Origin of the sequence: Paraburkholderia heleia NBRC 101817 (assembly GCF_000739775.1) — a bacterium.
In the GTDB taxonomy this organism is placed as follows: Bacteria; Pseudomonadota; Gammaproteobacteria; order Burkholderiales; family Burkholderiaceae; genus Paraburkholderia; species Paraburkholderia heleia.
The window spans coordinates 11,859-30,631 of the sequence record NZ_BBJH01000002.1 but is presented as its reverse complement, the minus strand read 5'-3'; the positions used below and the strand labels follow the sequence as shown (position 1 = coordinate 30,631).

General features: G+C 64.7%; 19 protein-coding genes and 1 pseudogene. 12 read left to right on the top strand and 8 right to left on the bottom strand.

The window, feature by feature from the left end; translation table 11 throughout:
• Positions 1–4 precede the first annotated feature (4 nt).
• Complete coding sequence (locus tag BHE01S_RS00825) at positions 5–1,177, bottom strand: ABC transporter ATP-binding protein (protein ID WP_042259501.1); 1,173 nt, start codon at positions 1,175–1,177, stop codon at positions 5–7.
• Positions 1,178–1,365: 188 nt separating this feature from the next.
• Between BHE01S_RS00825 and BHE01S_RS00820 the strand changes: the two genes are divergently transcribed.
• Together BHE01S_RS00820 and BHE01S_RS00815 are read left to right on the top strand one after the other, a co-directional pair.
• Positions 1,366–2,397: a LacI family DNA-binding transcriptional regulator gene (locus tag BHE01S_RS00820; RefSeq protein WP_042259497.1), complete on the top strand. Its 1,032-nt coding sequence runs from the start codon at positions 1,366–1,368 to the stop codon at positions 2,395–2,397.
• 149 nt (positions 2,398–2,546) lie between these two features.
• Entirely contained in the window at positions 2,547–4,313 is a 1,767-nt protein-coding gene (locus BHE01S_RS00815) for a methyl-accepting chemotaxis protein (RefSeq protein WP_042259904.1), read from the top strand.
• Between the two features lie 18 nt (positions 4,314–4,331).
• Here the strand turns inward: BHE01S_RS00815 and BHE01S_RS00810 are convergent, their stop codons facing one another.
• Positions 4,332–5,315 (bottom strand): response regulator, encoded by a 984-nt coding sequence (locus tag BHE01S_RS00810; RefSeq protein ID WP_042259495.1) that lies wholly within the window; start codon positions 5,313–5,315, stop codon positions 4,332–4,334.
• A gap of 297 nt (positions 5,316–5,612) precedes the next feature.
• Here BHE01S_RS00810 and BHE01S_RS00805 point away from each other — a divergent pair, with 297 nt between their 5' ends.
• A complete protein-coding gene (locus BHE01S_RS00805) occupies positions 5,613–6,110 on the top strand; it encodes an acyl-CoA thioesterase (protein WP_042259494.1) in 498 nt (165 codons plus the stop codon).
• A 24-nt stretch (positions 6,111–6,134) separates the two neighbouring features.
• Here the strand turns inward: BHE01S_RS00805 and BHE01S_RS00800 are convergent, their stop codons facing one another.
• Positions 6,135–7,622 carry a sensor histidine kinase gene (locus BHE01S_RS00800; RefSeq protein ID WP_042259492.1) on the bottom strand — a complete coding sequence of 496 codons (1,488 nt, stop codon included), beginning with the start codon at positions 7,620–7,622 and terminating at the stop codon, positions 6,135–6,137.
• 128 nt (positions 7,623–7,750) lie between these two features.
• Between BHE01S_RS00800 and BHE01S_RS38280 the strand changes: the two genes are divergently transcribed.
• From BHE01S_RS38280 to BHE01S_RS35905, 4 genes and pseudogenes are all read left to right on the top strand, one after another.
• The gene (locus tag BHE01S_RS38280; RefSeq protein ID WP_167337656.1) at positions 7,751–7,900 is read left to right on the top strand and encodes a hypothetical protein; all 150 of its coding nucleotides are present in this window, start codon (positions 7,751–7,753) and stop codon (positions 7,898–7,900) included.
• 59 nt (positions 7,901–7,959) lie between these two features.
• A complete protein-coding gene (locus BHE01S_RS00795; RefSeq protein ID WP_042259490.1) occupies positions 7,960–8,601 on the top strand; it encodes an HD domain-containing protein in 642 nt (213 codons plus the stop codon).
• A 431-nt stretch (positions 8,602–9,032) separates the two neighbouring features.
• On the top strand, positions 9,033–9,293 hold the full coding sequence (locus BHE01S_RS00790; RefSeq protein ID WP_042259488.1) for a hypothetical protein: 261 nt from the start codon (positions 9,033–9,035) through the stop codon (positions 9,291–9,293).
• 205 nt (positions 9,294–9,498) lie between these two features.
• A pseudogene (locus BHE01S_RS35905) lies at positions 9,499–10,947 on the top strand (EAL domain-containing protein); the annotation flags it as partial.
• A 139-nt stretch (positions 10,948–11,086) separates the two neighbouring features.
• Here the strand turns inward: BHE01S_RS35905 and BHE01S_RS00780 are convergent.
• Together BHE01S_RS00780 and BHE01S_RS00775 are read right to left on the bottom strand one after the other, a co-directional pair.
• Positions 11,087–11,713: a GNAT family N-acetyltransferase gene (locus BHE01S_RS00780; protein ID WP_052405625.1), complete on the bottom strand. Its 627-nt coding sequence runs from the start codon at positions 11,711–11,713 to the stop codon at positions 11,087–11,089.
• Between the two features lie 111 nt (positions 11,714–11,824).
• On the bottom strand, positions 11,825–12,478 hold the full coding sequence (locus tag BHE01S_RS00775) for a GntR family transcriptional regulator (protein ID WP_174479481.1): 654 nt from the start codon (positions 12,476–12,478) through the stop codon (positions 11,825–11,827).
• Between the two features lie 120 nt (positions 12,479–12,598).
• On the opposite strand from BHE01S_RS00775, the gene BHE01S_RS00770 reads away from it, so the two are divergent.
• From BHE01S_RS00770 to BHE01S_RS00755, 4 genes are all read left to right on the top strand, one after another.
• Positions 12,599–13,072, top strand: coding sequence for an OsmC family protein (locus BHE01S_RS00770; protein ID WP_042259484.1), 474 nt, complete (start codon positions 12,599–12,601; stop codon positions 13,070–13,072).
• Positions 13,073–13,345: 273 nt separating this feature from the next.
• Positions 13,346–13,792, top strand: coding sequence for an Ohr family peroxiredoxin (locus BHE01S_RS00765; RefSeq protein ID WP_042259481.1), 447 nt, complete (start codon positions 13,346–13,348; stop codon positions 13,790–13,792).
• A gap of 62 nt (positions 13,793–13,854) precedes the next feature.
• Positions 13,855–14,124: a hypothetical protein gene (locus BHE01S_RS00760; protein ID WP_042259479.1), complete on the top strand. Its 270-nt coding sequence runs from the start codon at positions 13,855–13,857 to the stop codon at positions 14,122–14,124.
• A 139-nt stretch (positions 14,125–14,263) separates the two neighbouring features.
• A complete protein-coding gene (locus tag BHE01S_RS00755) occupies positions 14,264–14,731 on the top strand; it encodes a MarR family winged helix-turn-helix transcriptional regulator (protein WP_042259899.1) in 468 nt (155 codons plus the stop codon).
• A 34-nt stretch (positions 14,732–14,765) separates the two neighbouring features.
• On the opposite strand, the gene BHE01S_RS00750 is transcribed toward BHE01S_RS00755, so the two are convergent.
• Together BHE01S_RS00750 and BHE01S_RS00745 are read right to left on the bottom strand one after the other, a co-directional pair.
• Complete coding sequence (locus BHE01S_RS00750; RefSeq protein WP_042259477.1) at positions 14,766–15,881, bottom strand: succinylglutamate desuccinylase/aspartoacylase family protein; 1,116 nt, start codon at positions 15,879–15,881, stop codon at positions 14,766–14,768.
• Positions 15,882–15,919: 38 nt separating this feature from the next.
• Positions 15,920–16,690: a transporter substrate-binding domain-containing protein gene (locus BHE01S_RS00745; RefSeq protein ID WP_042259897.1), complete on the bottom strand. Its 771-nt coding sequence runs from the start codon at positions 16,688–16,690 to the stop codon at positions 15,920–15,922.
• Between the two features lie 141 nt (positions 16,691–16,831).
• Between BHE01S_RS00745 and BHE01S_RS00740 the strand changes: the two genes are divergently transcribed.
• Positions 16,832–17,755 (top strand): LysR family transcriptional regulator, encoded by a 924-nt coding sequence (locus BHE01S_RS00740; protein WP_042259475.1) that lies wholly within the window; start codon positions 16,832–16,834, stop codon positions 17,753–17,755.
• 8 nt (positions 17,756–17,763) lie between these two features.
• Here the strand turns inward: BHE01S_RS00740 and BHE01S_RS00735 are convergent, their stop codons facing one another.
• A complete protein-coding gene (locus tag BHE01S_RS00735; RefSeq protein ID WP_042259473.1) occupies positions 17,764–18,666 on the bottom strand; it encodes a LysR family transcriptional regulator in 903 nt (300 codons plus the stop codon).
• Positions 18,667–18,773 lie beyond the last annotated feature (107 nt).

The window sequence follows — 18,773 nt, the reverse complement described above, 5'->3', positions numbered from 1 at the left end:
GTTTTCATGCAGGTTGATCGGCGGTGACGAGCGGCGCAACAGCGAAGCCGTCTTCCGCGAACAGGTGGCAGGCGCTCGCGCTCGCGCGGAACTGCGCGGTATCGCCGCTAGCCAGCCGGGCATCGCCGGGCGCCTTGGCGACGAGCACTGCCCCGCCCGGCTGATCGAGGTGCACGTAGCTGTGCTCGCCAAGTTCCTCGACCAGTGTGATAGCACGAGAAATCGTCAAGGCATCCTGAGCATCGTGCGAGGTGCGCGAGGCAACGCCCTCTACTACCAGTTCGAGATGCTCTGGACGCACGCCGAACGTGACCGGCGCGCCTACGGCGAGCCGCGCGCCCTGCACCGCCAGCCGCACCGTTTCGCCGCTTGCGTCGAGCGTGACGCTCACGCCGTTCGCCTCGACAGCGGCCACGCGCGCCGGCAGAAAATTCATGCGCGGCGAGCCGATGAAGCCCGCCACGAAGCGGCTCGCGGGCCGGTGATAAAGCTCGAGCGGCGCGCCCACCTGGGCGATGCTGCCGTGTCGTTCGGTATCCTTACCGCTATGCAGCAGGACGATCTTGTCGGCGAGCGTCATCGCCTCGATCTGATCGTGCGTCACGTACACCACGCTCGCCTGCTCGAACTGGCGATGCAGGCGCGCGATCTCGATGCGCGTCTGGCCGCGCAAGGTCGCGTCGAGATTGGAAAGCGGCTCGTCAAACAGGAACACGCCGGGCTCGCGCACGATCGCGCGCCCAATCGCCACGCGCTGCCGCTGGCCGCCCGAAAGCGCCTTGGGGTGGCGCTCGAGCAGCGCTTCGAGCTGAAGAATGCGTGCGGCCTCGCGCACCTTGCGATCGATCTCGGCCTTCGGCGTTTTCGCGAGCTTCAGGCCGAACGCCATGTTCTCGTACACGGTCATGTGCGGGAACAGCGCATAACTCTGGAACACCATGGCCACGCCGCGCTGCGCGGCCGGCACGTCGTTCACGAGCTTGCCGCCGATCGAAATATCGCCGTCGGTTACGTCTTCCAGGCCCGCGATCATGCGCAGGAGCGTGGACTTGCCGCAGCCCGAAGGGCCGAGGAATACACAGAACTCGTTCCTGCCGATCTCCAGATCGACGTTGCGAATCACCGGCGCATTCTCGCCGTATGCCTTCTGAACGCCGCGCAACGAAATGCTCGCCATCGTCCCGTCTCCATGTTCTAATCAGCACGACACGGAGATTAAGCGCTTAATCAGCAACCCGCAAAAACTCATCGCCGATGCGATCTGGGTGCCTTGTCTCCGATATTCGCTTTGATTGTCGGGCCAATGTTGCAGTGCCCGTCACAATCATGCAAATGTTGAATCACCTTCCCATATTTTGAGATTGCATGCCGACCCTGAACGAAGTCGCGCGACACGCCGGCGTCACGCCGGCCACCGTCTCGAACGTACTGCGCGGACGCGGGCGCGTGGGCGAAGCCACGCGCCAACGCGTGCTGGAAGCGGTCGAGGCGCTGGGCTATCGCCCGCATTTGCCGGCACGCGCGCTCGCCGAAGGGCGCCCGCCCACCATCGCGCTCATGGTATCGAGCATCGCGAACCCGTTCTATCCGGAGTTCGCGCTCGCCGTGGAGAACGCGCTGCGGCGCAGCGGGCGCTTCCTCATCATCTGCAATACGGATGGCGACCCGCAAACGGGCCGCGCCTACCTCGAACAGATTGCGGGCACGCTCTCGGCGGGCGTGCTCGTGATGAACGCCAATCTCGACTTCGCCGACCTGCGCGCCACCGTGCGGCGCGGCGCGCCGGTCGTGCTGTGCATGTGGGAACGGCCGCTCGACCCGCCGGGCCTGCCGTGCGTGGCCGTGGACTTCCGGCGCGCGGGGGAGCTAGCCGCGCGGCATTTGCTGACACTCGGGCATCGGCGCATTGGCGCGATTGTCGGCAGCAAGGTTTCCGGTATTCACGCGGCGCGCTATGACGGCTTCGTCGCAGCCATGCAGGCCGCCGGTCTCGACGGCACGGGCGCGCCCGTGCGTTATGCGCCGGATACGACGCAGGGCGGCTACGCGGCCACGCGCGAATTGCTCGCGCGGCATCCCGACCTCACCGCGATCTTCGCGACCAACGACCTGCCCGCGCTCGGCGCGATGCAGGCCGCCGCCGATCTCGGCCTTCACGTGCCACGCGAGCTTTCCGTGGTCGGCATCACCGATATTCAGCTTGCGCGCGAGTCGCGGCCCGCGCTCACAACCGTTGCGGTCGCAACGATCGAGGCGGCGGAGCTGGCCGTTGAGTTGCTGACGGAGCTGGTCGAAGCGCCGGATTCGGCCGCCGGCGCGGCTCCACGCGTGTGTGTGGTCTCGCCGCCTCAGCTTGTCGTGCGGGCTTCGACGGCGGGGCCGAGAGCGAAAGGATAACGAAAGCATTGGCATAAGAACCCCCCACCCTGCGCAAAGAACCCATAAGCAAACTTAAGGTTCCGCTCCAACCATCCGTTAAACACGATGGCGCTGCACCTGTGCACCGCCGCGAAAAACAGATCGAAGACGGCTGGAGAAAATCGAACGTGAAGCGAACAACGTTGAATCAGAAAGCGTGGAGCATCGTCGGGCTGCTGTGGATCTCGCTCGTCGTGCTGGTGGTGGCGAACGCCTTCATGACGCGCTCGAGCATGGTGACGGACCGCAAGGCCCTCGTCGAGCAGGAGACGCAAACCGCATTGGGCGTGGTCTCGTACTACCAGAAGGAAGCGGCCGCCGGCCACATGAGCGCCGACGACGCGAAGCGCCTCGCCATCGCCACGCTGCGCGGCATGCGCTACGGCGACGACCAGAGCGGCTACTTCGGCATTTACGACAGCAATGCTGTGGCGCTGCTCGTGCCGCCCAAGCCGGAGATGGAAGGCAAGAGCCAGGCGAACACGACGGACCCGCGCGGCACCCACGTGGCGCTCGAGATCGTCAAGAGCTCGTCCACGGGCGGCGACGGCTACAGCAGCTACTGGTGGCCGAAGCCAGGCAAGAGCGCGCCGGTCGAAAAGATCACGTATTCCGTCCTCGTGCCAGGCTGGGACTGGCACCTCTTCACCGGCATCTATACCGACGACATCGACGACGCCTTCCGCAACGCGCTGATTCGCAACCTCATACTCGTGACATTGATCGGCGCAGCCGTGACGCTCGGCCTCACGTGGCTCATCCGCACGATCCGCCGCAGCCTTGGCGGCGAGCCGGAATACGCCTCGCAGATCTGCCAGCGCATCGCCGAAGGCGATCTCACGGCCCGCGTCGATCTCGCGCCCGGCGACCAGGGCAGCCTGCTCCATTCGATGCAGCAGATGCAGCGCCAACTGGTCGAAACCGTGCAGCGCATCCAGACTTCGGCTGAATCGATTACGACGGGCGCCAGGGAAATCGCGGCGGGCAACCTGGACCTATCCTCGCGTACGGAAGAGCAAGCCGCCTCGCTCGAAGAAACGGCCGCCAGCATCGAAGAGCTCACGACCACGGTCAAGCACAACACGGACAATGCGCGCCAGGGCAACACACTCGCGGTGAACGCATCGGAAGTCGCCGCGCGCGGCGGCGAAGTCGTGCGCCGCGTGGTCGAAACGATGAACGAGATTTCGAGCAGCTCGCAGCGCGTGGAGCAGATCATCGGCGTGATCGACGGCATCGCCTTCCAGACCAATATCCTTGCCCTTAACGCGGCCGTGGAAGCGGCGCGCGCCGGCGACCAGGGCCGTGGCTTCGCCGTCGTGGCCGGCGAAGTGCGCAGCCTCGCGCAGCGCAGCGCGACGGCTGCCAGGGAGATCAAGGATCTGATCGGGCAGTCGGTGGCGCAGGTGTCGGAAGGCACGAGGCTCGTCGATGAAGCGGGCAAGACCATCGACGAGGTGGTGGTTTCGGCGCGCCGCGTGGCCGACCTGATGGGCGAAATCGCAGCGGCTTCCGAGGAACAGCACACCGGCATCGAGCAGGTGAACCGCGCCGTCGCGCAGATGGACGAAGTGACGCAGCAGAACGCGGCGCTCGTGGAGGAAGCATCGGCCGCGGCGCAGTCGATGGCGGCGCAGTCGAATGGCCTGCGCGATGTCGTGACGGTGTTCCGGGTCGCGGCGCAGGCCGAGCCGACGGTTACGTCTGCAGTGACAGCGCCGGCTCAACGCGCGCGTGCCGTGCCGCCGGCCGCACCGCTGAAGCGCCCCGCCCCCGCGAAGGCCGCGCATAGCACGCCGGCCCGCAAGGCCGCGCCCGCGGCAACGGCAAAGGCGGCATCGGCCAGCCCCGCGGCCTCCGTGTCCAACGAAGCCGCAGACTGGGAAACGTTCTAAATGCCGGCTGGGATGTGATCACGCAAGGCGCCCGCCTTCACCGGGCGCGCCTTGCTGAGCCCGCCACGCGGCAAACGTGATCAACCCGGGCGCAAGACCCGGTTCGCCGATACGAGTCCAGCTGGTATAGGTATCGTCGAGTCCCGGCGCCGGCTGCGGCGTGGCGAACGCCAAGCGCGACATGCCGGGCCGATACGCCTCGTTCGGCCAGTAAACCGGCATGACGCGGCGCGCCGCCATTTCCTTGCGCAACGCCTCGGGGCCGCCCTCGTCTGTCACGACATCGCATTGTGCCGCCCAGTCGTGGCTGTCCCACGCGAGAAACACGCCGGCGTTGCCTTCGGCGTCGAAAGTGAGCACGGCATTTTGCTCGGGGCGCCAGTAGTACTCGACGATGCGCTCGCGCTGCGCGACTTCGTGCAGCACGTCGGCGATGCGCCGGTTCGCGTAAATCGCGCCCACGCCATGCACGCCGATATGGCCGCGCCGCGCACAGAACTTGCGCTTGGCGTCTTCGATCGCGCCGCGCAGCTTGCGGGTCATGGCGGGATCGGACTTCTTCACGTAGAAGTCGATCAGCCCCGCGTTGAACGCCTCCACCGCGTGTGATTCGTCGGCCGTGGCCGTCAGCAGGATGCGCGTGCACGCCACGTCCTTCGCGGCAGCCAGGAATTCGAGGCCGGTCATCTCCGGCATTTCGTAGTCCACGACGAGCGCGGCGATATCGCCAAAGCGCGCCGCGTCGGTCATCACGTCCTCGCCCAGTGCGTTGCCGCCGTGCTTCTCGAACTCCGACCATGCGGCGCCCGCTGCGGGATTGCGTGCGCTCTGCCGCGCCTCGTGCGAAGCGACGAAGGCCAGCGCCTCGCTCGCGCCCGTGAAACAGCGGTCCGTGCCCGCGCCTGGAAAGAGGCCGCGCAGCGCGTAGAGGAAGTCGGGGCTGTCGTCGAGAAAAACGACGGAGACGGGGTGGTACACCGGCTGTCTGACGATGGAACTCATGCTGGATCTCGGTTAAGCACGCTGCGCCTCATGCGGCGCACTCGACACCCCGAGCTGCACCGCGAGGAAAACATGTCGATTATGCGGCGTCTCGCCTGGACACAGCAACCCGCAGCCCCGGATGCGCGGTCAATGAAACATGCGCAAACGTTATCGCACCCAGCGCGCATGAAGCGGTTTGCGTATGTGGGGCGCACGGTATTGGATGAAGACGAACGCGAAGAGAATGGTGCATGCCTCCTTTTCTCCGGAGGCACGCGCGGCTGCCGCCTGCAGTCCCTATCTGGAGTCACTCTGATGTACGCACGCGAATCCATTCCCGCCGTCCTGTCCCGTGGCACCGCCGGATTCTCCGACGAAATCATGGAAGCTACGCCGACCAAAACGTTCCATCACGTCATCGACATTTACCTGAAGGACTCGAACGCGTTCATGAACACGTATTTCGCCCGCTATTTCGAATGGCAAGGCATTTGCCGCGAACGCTGGTTTCACGAGTGCATTCACAACAATCTGCTCGCCTCGGGCGGTGTGTTCGTCACCAAGCGCGCGCACCAGGAATACGTGCAGGAAACCTTTCCGTTCCAGCGCGTGGATTGCTACCTCAACACCTTCCAGGTGCGTCAGTGCTCCGCGTATCTCGTGTTCCGCTTTTGCGTGGACGGGCGGCCCGTGTCGCTCGGGTATCAGCAGATTCTCTTTGCCGGCACCGACAAGCGCATTCGCCGCTTTCCGCCGGGCATCATCGAGCGCGTGAAGGAATACGAGCTGGTCCTGCCAACGGGTTCGAACTGAACGTCTTGAACCCGGCTGCCTGAACTAGCCCGCGAAATCCTGCCCCGCCGGAAAGCGGCGGGGCTTCGCCGGTGCGTCGTGCAGTGCGCGGTCGGCACTCGTGCCGGGCTCGGGCAGACGGATCGTGAAGGTGGTGTGAACGTGCGGCTCGGACTCGCAGGCGATCGTGCCGCCCAGCGCCTCGGCCACGCGGCGGCAGAACGTGAGGCCCATGCCCGCGCCGCGCCCGTGCGCCTTGGTCGAATAGAACGGATCGAACACGCGCGGCAGGACGTCGGCAGGAATGCCACAGCCGTTGTCGATAAAGCGCAAGACGCAAAAGCCCGCTTCTCTCGTCGCGTTGATCTCCACGTGGCCGACGTAGTCGCTCACCTTGTCGCTTCTTTCGGCCATTTCCGCGTGAATCGCGAAGAGCGCGTTCTTGAGCAGATTGAACAGCACGAACACGACGAGCGAATCGGAACCCGAGAAGCTCAGTTGCGCGTCGATGGGCGCCACCTCGACCATGTCGCGCTCGCCGGTGCGGAACGGAAAGCGCTCGAGCGCGGCATTCACGCAGGAGCGCACCGGGTAGGTCTCGAAGCTGCGGCGGTCGAGCCGGTCGAGCGTGAACGAAGCCAGCGACATTTCGACCACGGTGCTCGTGCTGTCCACCTGACGGCGTATCGAGGTGGCGAGCGAGGAAAGTCGCTCCGACTGCCCGGGATAGAGTCCGTCCACGCACAACTGGTGCTGCACGGCCAGCTGGTAGCCGCGCATGAGTTCGGGCAGCACGTTGCCGATTTCCTCGGCATGCATGCCGATCGCCGCGAGCGGTGTGGCGACCTCGTGCGCCACTGTGGCCGCGATGAGGTACGGACGCATGAGGCCGTAGCGCACGATCGTCACCGCGAGAATGCCAAGGCTGATCGCGATGAATACCGCGCCCACGGGATAGAACGCGAGCCCGTAGTTCACGGCGTAATCGGTGGCGGCGAGCGTGTACAGGCCGAGGCTCAGGAAGCACAGGTCGAGCAGCTTGCGGCGGTCGTGCGCATGCGTCTGGCCGCGCGCAGCGTACAGCAGCCAGGTGCTGCGGCACGCGAGCAGCACGGTCTGGGCCACATGCACGGGATGCAGCACGCCCGCCTTCGGGTATTTGCCGAAGAAGAACGTGCCGTAGCCGTCCACGACCGCATCGCTCAACAGCAGCAGTGCCGCGAGCAGCACGCTGAGCAGGTACGAGGCGATGAGGAGCGGGCGTTCGCCATGCCGCGCGCTCACTTCGATCACGAAGTGATAGAACGTGGTGGGCAGAAAGAGGATGAAGAAATAGCCGAGCTTGACGAGCAAGGCAGACAGTTCGGGGTCGGACGTCTGGAACAGAAAGGCCCAGATGCCCTGCCAGAAGAACGTGGTCGCGCACATCAGGGCGAACGGCACCGAGAGGCGCGTGAAGCCCTCTGTCAGGAGCACGTAGACGCCGAATCCGAGAAACAATGCGGACACGAACGCTGGCAGGATCGAATACATAGTCTGTCGCGTGGGTTTTTGTTTTTACCGACCAGGCTGGCGCGGCGCCTTCCCGGCAGCGTCCCCGTGCGCCCATAGTGCGATTCGCGGGCCGGAACTCGCCGCCCGATGCACGGCGCATGAAATGCGTGCCGATCGAATCGAATTTGCCGATTATCGCCGCTAATCCCTTGTCGCGGCGAAATTTTGCCGCTATCGGCGCCGCCGCCATGCGCCGCGAATCCCCACTGGCCCAATTTCGGTCGATTTGGCAGAAAACCACGGCATCCGTCGATTGAGGACAGCCCTGGCGCCGTCCAGAATAGTGCTCATCACCCACCCCGACGGAGCCCCCCAGATGACCCCGACCCTCGCCGATGTCGCCATCCCCGACAGCAAGCTCGCCCGCGAAATCACCGAACTCGTGCGCGACACCGAATCGCCGCTGCTGTTCCATCATTCGAGCCGCGTCTATTATTTCGGCGCACTGGCCGGCCGCCGGCTCGGCCTGAAGTTCGATCGCGAACTGCTCTACGCCGGCGCAATGTTTCATGACATGGGCCTCACGCACGCGCACAGCAGCGAGCACGAGCGCTTCGAAGTGGACGGCGCGAACGCCGCGCGCGATTTCCTGCGCGGCCACGGCATTTCGCAGCAGGACATCGATCTCGTTTGGACCGCCATTGCGCTGCATACGACGCCGGGCATCCCGCAGCACATGCATCCGGTAATCGCGCTCGTCACGGCGGGCGTGGAAATGGACGTGCTCGGCATTGCCTACGACCGCTTCAGCGACACCGAGCGCGAGGCCGTGGTCCACGCGCACCCGCGCAGCGAGCATTTCAAGGAGGACATCATCCAGACCTTCCATGACGGCATCAAGCACAAGCCCGCCACCACCTTCGGCAACGTGAAGGCCGACGTGCTCGCCGACAAGGACCCGCATTTCCATGCCGGCAACTTCTGCAGCGTGATCCGCCATTCGGCCTGGCGCGGTTGAGTGGGGCGGCAGCGATCCGGGCCGCCTGGGGTGGCGTTCGGTGCGAGTCTGGCGGGCGATGCTGTCCATCATCGCTCTCGCGCTCGACGTTCTACAAGACGCGAAAGCGTGGACTCGGCCGACTCGAATTCCATATCGGCTAGCGCGTCCCGATCGCGCGCCGAGCCATCCGCGAGTGGGAGGGAACGATGGCCGGCCGCTGAAGCACCGAACAACTACTGGCCGGCGAGCGCAAGCGTTAAAGATTGTCGATTTCGCACTTCTATTGATTTAGCTGCTTGTGAACTTCCCCTCGATGGCGGCATCGTGATGAAGGCAATCTTTCAAACTGGTTGCCTTCGCTACACTTCGGCAAGCGTTACTGCAAACCACAACCGTTCCTGCCGGCACTTCAGGCATTCGCGCCTATGGCTGGATCGAGGTAATCACAAATGGGAACACTTGCCCCTAAGGCCGCCAAAGTGCTGCTGTTCTGCGCACTTTTCTTATTGGCCGGTCGATACGTTCATACCTATCCAATGCCGATGACGTTGCAGCAGCAACATCATCTGATCGCGGTTTCCGAAGCGTTCGGAGTTGCCGACTACGAGCTGTTCTATATCGGCGCAATGATCCTCATCGACCTGGTTGTGACTATTGCGGTGTACTCGATTCTGATGAGACTTTGGCGATGCTATCGCGTGAAGCAATAAAAAGAGCCCCGGCAGACCATGCTCCCGCTGGCCGCTTTCATGCGCCACGCATGAGCGGCACCGCCGGCGCTTACGGCGCTCGCGCTCGCGCACCGACCGGACAGCATCGCGTCGCGGCCAGCGGAAAGACGCTACCATCGGCTGCGGCGCTCGACGAAGGCCGCACGGCCCCGTCGTTCTTGAGGCCAGAGCCCGACCGTACACCATGAGCAGCCGACTCACCGTCCTGACGACGTTTTGTGTCGTGGCGTTCGCCGTCCTGGCAGCGCTCATGGCCGCCGTGTACGCGTCGGACGCCGTCAACGAACGCCAATTGCGCGAGCAAGTGGACGTCTTTTCGAATCGCGCACTGCTGCGCGCCGAACTGGTGAGCGCCGAAGTCGAGTCCGCGCTGCGCCAGCTCATGTCATACGCCGACACGCCGTGCACGAACGACCACATGCAACAGCTGCGGCAGGTCGAGGAACAGTTTCGATACATTCGCGAAGTGGCGTCGATCCATGACATGCGGCTGCGCTGCAGTTCGCTGCGCGGCGCCGTCGATATCGCATTGCCGCCGCCCGAATGGGCCTATGCAGGCGGCTTCACCGCCTGGCATACTGAAGTCGGCAAGCGCGGCAACGAGCGGCAGATGCTCAACGTGCGCCTCGGCAATCACGTCGTGGTGATCGACCCGCGCTTCTACCTCGACATCGTGCCGCTCGACGACACCATCAAGCTGACCGTTCTCGAAACCCAGGACGGCACCGTAATTTCAGGCTGGCCGCACACCGACGATGCCCTCGTCCGCGCGGCACTCGAGCGCACCGGCAGCAACCCATATTTCGAAGGACGCTATTACGTCGTCGAGCGCTCGAGCCGTTATCCCATTGCGGTGGTCGCGTACGAGCCCGAGAACCGCATGCGCCATGACCTGGCGGCGCAGCTTCGAACGCTTCTGCCGCCCGCACTTGTCCTGAGCGCAATCGGCACGTGGCTCGTCATGCGCTGGCGCCGCAAGTTGCGCACGCCGCGCAGCGCGATTCTGCAGGGCATCCGGCAGCACCAGTTCGTGGCGTGGATGCAGCCGCTCGTCTCGCTGGAAAGCGGGCGCTGCGTCGGCGCGGAAGCGCTCGTGCGCTGGAAACTCGAAGACGGCACCGTCGTCGCGCCGGACACGTTCATTCCGATGGCGGAATCGCTCGATCTCGTCGAACCCATCACCGATCAGGTCATACGCTCCGTGTTCGAGGGCGTGGGCGCCAGGCTCGCGCGCCGCCGCGATCTGCATGTCTCACTGAACCTCGCAGGCAAGGATCTCGCCGGCACACGCGTGCTTGAAACGCTCAAGGCCAGCCTCGCGAAATATGCGGTGCATCCCGAACAAATCTGGTTCGAAACGGTCGAGCGCACGCTCATCGACACCGCCAGCTGCGCGCCCGTTCTCGACGCGTTTCGTGCGGCTGGCCACCGCGTTTTCATCGACGATTTCGGCACAGGATATTCGAGCCTCGCCTATCTGCAGGCATTGCCCGTGGATGGCATCAAGATCGACCGCTCGTTCATCCGCTCGCTGGCGAGCGGCGAGGAAATGAACAAGATCGTGCCGCATATCATCGACATGGCGCGCAGCCTCGGCCTGCTGGTGGTCGCCGAGGGCGTGGAAACCGAGGCACAGGCGCAGTATCTGCGCGAGCGCGGCGTTCAGTTCGCGCAGGGCTGGCTCTATGCGAAGGCCATGCCCGCCGACGAATTCCTGCGCTATCTGGATCGTGAGACGGCGCGCACGCGCATGGCGTGAGCGTGGCGCACGCTCAGGCGAGCAGATTCGGCGACGTGGCGTGCGGCGACCCACCAGTCAAGTGTGGGAATGTCACGCCACCGAGCACCGCGGCCGCCTTGCTGAGCACCGCGCTGTCATAGCCGCGGCCCGCAAAGCGCACGACATCGACGAGACTAAAGCCTTGTGCGCGATAGAACGCAATGAGGTGAGCAGCGGGGAACGGCGTGTCGAGCGCGAGCTGCGTGTAACCGCGCGCGGCCGCCCAACGCCCCGCGAACGCGAGCAGCGCCCGGCCGATACCGCGGCTTTGCCATTTTGGCTCGATACCGAACTGATGGACCGAAGCCACGCCGCGCTGGCGATAATGTTCGCACTGCGAATGGCTATCGTGACCTTCCAGCGTGAGCGTGCCATTGCAGACGGCGACGAAGCAATCTCCGGCAAGCGCGCGTTCACGCGTGAGGCTCGCCGCCTGATCGGCACATGAGCAATGCAATCCAAGCGACGCGAGCCGCGAAAACGCGCGATGCAGCAAACGCGTGAGCGCTTCCCATGAGTCGTGGCGCGCATCGAAGCGCCTCAGCACGAGCCGGCCGAGGCCGGGCTGAACGGTAGCGATCTGCTCATCCGGGCGCTGGCTTGCACGCAAGGTCGACATGGCATCTCCTGTCGTTTCGATGCATCCAGTCTAGGGTTCGCCCGTAAGGGTCACAAGAAAAAATGTCGTAAAAACCGGGGCGCTGTGCGTGAATGCCGTGCCGTACAAGCACTACCCTTGCGCCGCCATGCGCTCCACCACGGCGAGCACGATGCGCCTCGCCGACTCGATATGCGCCGCCGTCAAGGCGCGCGCGTTGCGCGCGTTGCGTGCAAGGCATGCTTCGAGGATCGCCTCGTGTTCGTGCTGGAACGAGGGCGTATCGGCAAGCAAGGTATTCTGCAGCCGCTCGTAGCGCTCCACCTGCGCGCGCAGTTCGCGGACGGCCGCCAGTTGACGGGCGTTCCCGCACGCGCCGTAAAGCAGTTCGTGAAACTCGCGGTTGAGTTCGCCCTGCTTCTGCGTGGAGGCCGCCTCGCCCAGCAGCCGGTGCACGAGTTCCGCGCGTGCGAGTGTTTCGTCGTCGATGCGCTTGACGCCGTGAAAGATCGCATCGCCTTCGAGCAGCGCGCGCAAGCCGTAGATCTCCTCTACGTCCTGCGCCGTGAGCATGCGCACGACCGCACCGCGATTGCGGAAAATCTCGACGAGCCCTTCGCGCGCGAGCCGCTGGATGGCTTCGCGCAACGGAATGCGGCTCACCTCGAAGCGCTCCGCGAGATCGCGCTCGACAAGACGCTCGCCGCTGCCCAGCTCGCCGCTGACGATCAGGTCGCGCAACCCGGACGCAACCGCGTCCGCCGTGGAGTCGAATCTTGTTTCCATGCGTGTCATGCCCGGTTCACGGCCGGTTCTCATTTGGATCATTCTGGCATAATGGTATACCAAAATTCCAGATGCGGTCATAATGACGTATCCCTTTTCGATGCAAAACGGAGAGTCAACATGGCGCACGGCGAACACACCTACCGCGTTTCGGTGCAATGGACGGGCAATCGCGGCACGGGCACCTCGGCTTATCGGGATTACGACCGCGATCACGTGATCCGTGCAAACGGCAAGCCGGACATTCCGGGCTCGTCGGACCCGGCGTTTCGCGGCGACGCCGCGCGCTGGAATCCCGAGGATCTGCTGGTGGCTTCGGCTTCGGCGTGCCACAAGCTCTGGTACCTGCACTTGTGCGCCGAGGCGGGCATTGCGGTGCTCGCCTATGAAGACGAGGCCGAAGGCACCATGGCCGACACGCCGCAGCGCGGTGCCTTCACGAAGATCGTGCTGCGCCCGCGCGTGACGATCCGCGCGAGCGACAACCGCAGTCTCGCGGAACGGTTGCATCATGCGGCGCACGAGCAGTGCTATATCGCGAATTCGGTGAATTTTCCCATTGTCTGCGAGCCTGCCATCGAGCTGGCTGCGTAGGCGCTTTTGACCGCCCGGGGAGGCTCGGGCCGCCGCGCCGCCTCCCAGTCACGCCGTCAAAAAGGTCTCAGTCGCGGCGGATCGCCAAAACGATCGGTAACGTTTCAGCGGTCGATTTCTCCCTCAAGCGGCCCTGGTGACCCCATATAACTCGCATACGATTTAATCTTATGCGCTTGACATGCTGGAATTTCTCGCCCACTATGCATCGCATGCGATTCGATCTCACGCGACGCATACCGCTGAACCCCGGATACCATCAAGGAGCGCCTCATGGCAACGATCGACAAAGTGCTGTTCTCCGGCAACACCCACACCACCATCAACCACGACCCCGCGGCGCAACGCGGCGAATTCGGCGTGGTCGACCTCGAGCTCTCGTCTTCAACCAGCGAAACGCTCGACATCGTCGGCACCGAACCGCACCCGCGCGCCGAACAGCTGTTTGCGGGCGCGTGGTCTGCCTGCTACATCTCCGCGCTCGGTATCGCGGCTTCGCTGAAGAAGGTCGCCTTGCCGCAGAACGCCGCGGTGGACATTCAGGTCGATATCGGTCAAACCGGCGCGGCCTGGTTCCTGGGCGCGCACTTCACGGTCGCGCTGCCCGGCGTCGAGCAAAACGTGGCCGAGGCCATCGCGCGCAGCGCCCATCAGATCTGCCCGTACTCGAAAGCCGTCCACGGCAACATCGACGTGAGCCTGACGGTCGTGACCGCGTAAGCGGCAAACGCAATGACTTTGTTCACCCAAACCCACTGAACTTCACCTGGCAAGATCCCATCATGAAAACCCGTCTCATCGCCACGCTGCTCATCGCCCTCTCCGCCGGCGCAGCCGCCCCCGCATTCGCCAGCGGCTACGGCCCGGCCCCGGCCTATCGCCCGGAAGTCGGCGCACCGGCGTCGCAACGCGGCCAGAGCGTGCAAACGCTCGCCGCGGAGCACGCCGGGGCCGGCAACGCAGCCGCCGCGTACGGCGGTATGGCCGACGCCACCTCAGCCGGGGGCAGCCGCGTTGCAATGGAGCGAAACGGCCTCTTCGCCCATCATTGATTGCGCCACTGCGTCGTGGCTGTTTCGCCGGGCATCGCAATGGCGATGGACGGCGAAACCGGTGTCGGCCTACGATATAATCGCAAGCGATTTATTCAGGTTTGCGAGCCATTGAGGCCTTCATCTGAAGAGGATGACCATGAAACCGACGAACCACCCGGCACCGGGCGCCAAGCCCGCACCGCTCGCAGACTATCTTTGCTTCGCCGTGTATTCGACCAATCTGGCGTTCGGCAAGGCGTACAAGCCGATCCTGGACGAACTCGGGCTGACTTATCCGCAGTACATCGCGATCATCGCGCTCTGGGAGCAGGACAACCAGACGGTGAGCGGCCTGGGCGAGAAGCTCTTTCTCGAATCCAACACGCTCACGCCCATGCTGAAAAAGCTGGAAGCGATGGGATATGTGGAACGGCGCCGCGATCCGGAAGATGAGCGCCAGGTGCGTGTGAGCCTGACCGCCGGCGGCCGCAAGCTGCGCGAAAAGAGCCTGAGAATCGCGGACCTCACCGAAGCGACCGGGCTGGGTCACGACGAATTCATGAGATTGCAGAAGGCGATCGTGAACCTGCGCGCCAATCTGATTCGCTCCCTCGACACCGAATAGCCGCCGCAGTCAGCCGGGCTGACGCGCTCCCCGCTCAAGCTCCCAGCAGCACGCCGCTGCGTATCGGCCGGGTGCCCGTCACGCGTCCGAGCGGCGCACCGGCCGTGACGAAGTGAATCGCCCTTCGCATATAGAAAACGCCTTCCGCCGTGCTCTTCACTGTCGTCATTTCACCCGTCATCGGATCGACGATATCGAAGAGCGGATCGTCCTCGCGTATCCAGTCGCCGATTTTCGCGCGGTGCACGAGAATGCCGCTGCACGGCGCATGGAATTGCGCGCTGCCGGCGAGCGGCGTGGCCGGCATCAGCAGTTCCGGCAACGGCTTCGCCTCGCCGAGGAGCGCACCGCGCCAGCGCAGGTAGTCGAGCAGCGCATCGGCGTCCTGCTGGGCGCTTTCCCACGACACGTCGCGTTGGCCGCGGCACTCGATCGTCACCGCGGCGGGTCCGGCGGGCACGGGCTGCGTGGCCGGCATCTGCTGGCGCAGTTGCCACCACAGCAGGCTATGTGCCTCGTCGAACGCCTGCGCGCCCGAGTCGGTGGCGAGCAGTTGCGCGCGCGAACCGAGATAGCGGGCGAGCGGCTCGATATCGGGCCAGCCGGCCTCGCTCGTGTACACGTGCATGACTGCCTCGAGCGAGCAATGCAGGTCGATGATGAGATCGGCGTCGTGCGAGAGCCTCAGCAGCGCCAACTGGAGCGAATCGAATTCCGTGAGCGGCGTCTGCGCGTCCAGCGCTTCGCGCATCAGTTGCCGGATCAGCTCGCGGTTGCGCCCGGCGTGGGCGCCGAGCGTCTCCTTCGCGCGCGCGAGCAGCCCGGGAAACGCATGGAAATGACGGTTGAAGTTCCTGCCGCTCGCGAGATCGAAGCGGCCGATGAACTGGCCAAGCACGTGCTGGTTAAGACCCACGGGATTGGCGAGCGGCACGAGCACCACCTGCGCGGCGAGCGCGCCTTGCGCCTCGAGCTCCGCCAGTTGCGCGCGCAACAACACCGCCGTCAGCATGGCGGGCGTTTCGTCGGCGTGCAGCGACGCCTGAATATAGACCTTCTGGCGCGCGTCGGCGGGGCCAAAATGGAAGCTGGTCAGTTCGCGGCGCGTGCCCGGCGTGGCGCACAAAAGCGGAATGGATTGCTGGTTCATGTATTCAATGCGGTTTTAAACGAGTGCGTTGCAGCGGCTCAGTTTCCATACGGATCGAAGTCGAAATAGCGGCGCGCGATCTGTGCATAGGTGCCGTCCTTCAGCATTCCCGCGATCGCGTCGTTCATCTGCGCCTGAAGCGCGGTTTCGTCCTTGCGCATGCCGATGCCGGTGCCGCGGTCGCCCATCGAAATCGGGCCGCCGGCAAACGCAAAGCCGTTGCCCTGCGGCGTGCGCAGGAAGCCATAATCGGCTTCGACGTAGCCCAGCAGCGCAGCGTCGAGCCGCCCGTTGACGAGGTCGGCGAACACTTCGTCCTGGCTCTTGTAGGTGACGACGTGCACGCCCGCGGGCGCCCAGTTCGCGAGCGCATACGTTTCGAATTGCGTGCCCGCCTGCACGCCAACCGACTTGCCAGCCAGCGACTGCGCGGTGGCGTCGAACGGAGCGCCCTTGCGCGCGACGAGCCGCGACTTGAACTGGAACAGCTTCGACGTGAAGAGAATCTGCTGCTCGCGCTTCGCGGTGATCGCCATCGACGACATGATCGCGTCGATCTTGCGCGCCTGGAGCGCCGGGATCATGCCCGAGAACTCCAGCTCGACCCACTGGCAACGCGCGTGAATCCGGCGGCAGATCTCGTTGCCGAGATCGACGTCGAACCCTTTGAGCGAGCCGTCGGGCGCCTTGGCGTCCATGGGCGGATAGGTCGGATCGATGCCGAGGCGCACGGTGTCGCCCTCGCGCGCGAAAGCATGGCTGCTCAGGGCCAGTGCAAGGGAAAGCAGGATCGACGGGATTTTTTTCATGATGAGCGCGGGGTGGGCGGCGGGAAGCGGGAGTCCCCTGAGCGTCCGATGGTAGGACGCAGCCGCGTTCTGGAAAAGGCCGGATTCGTCTATCATGATCACTTCTACCGATCACAACGAATCGTCGCCCAGTTGTCATCCATGAGTCTCACGCTTTCCCAGTTGCGCGTTTTCGTCGCCGTCGCCCAGCGCGGCAGTGTGCGGGCGGCTTCGCGCGCGCTCGGCGTGGCGCAAAGCGGCGTGACGCAGCAGCTGCAGAATCTCGAAGCCGAACTGGGCGGCGCGCTGCTCACGCGCACGAATCGCGGCGTGACGCTCACGGTGCTGGGGCAGCGCCTGCTGGTGCGGGCGGCATCGATTCTCGGCGAATGCGAGCGCGCGAGCGAAGAGGCGCAGCAACTGCGCGGCGACTACGCGGGCGAAGTGGCGTTCGGCCTCACGACCGACCCGCTCATGGACGCGCTCGTGCCCGTGCTCGGGCAGTACAGCACGCGGTTTCCGCGCGTGGCGCTGCGTCTGCGCACGGGGACGTCGCGCATGATGATTTCGTGGATTCGCGAAGGCACGCTCGATTTCGCGCTCGCGCTCGTTTCGGACCAGACCGACACGACCGATCTTTCGGTGACGGCGCTTTACCCATCGGATCCGGTGGTCGTCTGCCGCCGCGACCATCCGAAGGCGGGGGCGCGCTCGCTGCGCGCGCTCACGCACTGCGACTGGCTCGCGACGCGCTCCCCCAATATCGCGGACGCCTTCGCTTCGAGCCGGCTCACGACGTTCTTCACCGATCACGGCTTGCCGTTGCCGCGCATTGTAGCGACGGTGGAGGGGCTCTTCGAAACGCTGCATTGGGTCAGCGAGACGGATTGTCTCGCGCTGGAGTCGTCGGCGGTCGCCACGCGCGGGCCGTTTGCCGAGCGGCTCGCGCGCATCAGGATCGCCGAGCGGCCGGCGGAACAACAGGTCTGTCTGCTGCAGCGCGCGGCCGTGCCGCTCACGCCTGCCGCGCAGGAACTCGCGACGATGCTGGCTTCGTATGCGCGGGCACGCCGAGCCCCCCGTTGAAGCGGCCGTTACACGCCCACTCCCTGTATATAGGCATTCAGCCCCGACGCCAGCGCCGCAAAGGTCACGGCGCAGCGCGCGCTCGTGCGCAAATCCTCATGCATGGCCACCCACGTATCGAGCGTCAGCGAGAATTCTTCACGCAGAACGCGAACCAGCTTCGGGTCTCTTGCCGCCAATGGCGACTGGCACCCGCCGATCCCGAAGCCTGCGCGTATCGCGGCCAACTGGGCAAGATCGCTGTCGGCCCGAAATGCAAAGTTATTGCGGTTATAGGCGGCAAACCTGGGCTGAACCGAGCGAATGAATGCGTTCTCCCGATCGAAGCCAATGATCGTATGGCGCGACAACGCCTTCAGCGACTTCGGCACGCCATGAAGCGCCAGATAGCGTTCGTGGGCGTGCAGCCCGACTTCGATCGCGCCAACACGTTTGGCGACCAGTGCTTCCTGCGCGGGCCGGAACATGCGCACCGCAATGTCCGCTTCGCGACGCAGCAGGTCGTCTGCCTTGTTCGACAGCACAAGTTCGATTGACAACTCCGGATACTCGCTGCGCAGCGCCGCCAGTATCGGCGGCAGGACCTCGACGCCGATCACTTCGCTCGCTGTCAGCCGCACCGTCCCGCGCACGCCCGATCCATGACTGCTCGCCGCGCGGCGCAAGGCCGCCGTGGTCATCGCGAGGCCGACAGCGTACGGCCTCAGTTCATTGGCCGCGGCGGTGGGCGAAAAGCCATCGGACGAACGAGTAAACAGCGTGAGCCCCAGCGCCGCTTCCAGGCCTTCGATGTGGCGGCCGACGGTCGGCTGCGTGATGCCCAGCGCACGGGCGGCCGCCGAGAGCGAGCCGCTCTCCAGGACCTGCAGAAAACTCCGGTACCACTCCCAGTTCGGTTCCTTCTCGTCCATTTCCCCATCCCCCATGCAGATCGCATGCTATGCATAAATGTATAGCCTCTCGTCTAGTTTCGGTAATTTTCTATTGACGGCAAGCCGCGCAGAATGCTGCTCATCAC

Coding starts and splice junctions, on each gene's coding strand:
- BHE01S_RS00825 (WP_042259501.1), bottom strand. CDS start 1,177: ATGGCGAGCATTTCGTTGCGCGGCGTTCAGAAGGCATACGGCGAGAAT.
- BHE01S_RS00820 (WP_042259497.1), top strand. CDS start 1,366: ATGCCGACCCTGAACGAAGTCGCGCGACACGCCGGCGTCACGCCGGCC.
- BHE01S_RS00810 (WP_042259495.1), bottom strand. CDS start 5,315: ATGAGTTCCATCGTCAGACAGCCGGTGTACCACCCCGTCTCCGTCGTT.
- BHE01S_RS00805 (WP_042259494.1), top strand. CDS start 5,613: ATGTACGCACGCGAATCCATTCCCGCCGTCCTGTCCCGTGGCACCGCC.
- BHE01S_RS00800 (WP_042259492.1), bottom strand. CDS start 7,622: ATGTATTCGATCCTGCCAGCGTTCGTGTCCGCATTGTTTCTCGGATTC.
- BHE01S_RS00795 (WP_042259490.1), top strand. CDS start 7,960: ATGACCCCGACCCTCGCCGATGTCGCCATCCCCGACAGCAAGCTCGCC.
- BHE01S_RS00790 (WP_042259488.1), top strand. CDS start 9,033: ATGGGAACACTTGCCCCTAAGGCCGCCAAAGTGCTGCTGTTCTGCGCA.
- BHE01S_RS00780 (WP_052405625.1), bottom strand. CDS start 11,713: ATGTCGACCTTGCGTGCAAGCCAGCGCCCGGATGAGCAGATCGCTACC.
- BHE01S_RS00775 (WP_174479481.1), bottom strand. CDS start 12,478: ATGGAAACAAGATTCGACTCCACGGCGGACGCGGTTGCGTCCGGGTTG.
- BHE01S_RS00770 (WP_042259484.1), top strand. CDS start 12,599: ATGGCGCACGGCGAACACACCTACCGCGTTTCGGTGCAATGGACGGGC.
- BHE01S_RS00765 (WP_042259481.1), top strand. CDS start 13,346: ATGGCAACGATCGACAAAGTGCTGTTCTCCGGCAACACCCACACCACC.
- BHE01S_RS00760 (WP_042259479.1), top strand. CDS start 13,855: ATGAAAACCCGTCTCATCGCCACGCTGCTCATCGCCCTCTCCGCCGGC.
- BHE01S_RS00755 (WP_042259899.1), top strand. CDS start 14,264: ATGAAACCGACGAACCACCCGGCACCGGGCGCCAAGCCCGCACCGCTC.
- BHE01S_RS00750 (WP_042259477.1), bottom strand. CDS start 15,881: ATGAACCAGCAATCCATTCCGCTTTTGTGCGCCACGCCGGGCACGCGC.
- BHE01S_RS00745 (WP_042259897.1), bottom strand. CDS start 16,690: ATGAAAAAAATCCCGTCGATCCTGCTTTCCCTTGCACTGGCCCTGAGC.
- BHE01S_RS00740 (WP_042259475.1), top strand. CDS start 16,832: ATGAGTCTCACGCTTTCCCAGTTGCGCGTTTTCGTCGCCGTCGCCCAG.
- BHE01S_RS00735 (WP_042259473.1), bottom strand. CDS start 18,666: ATGGACGAGAAGGAACCGAACTGGGAGTGGTACCGGAGTTTTCTGCAG.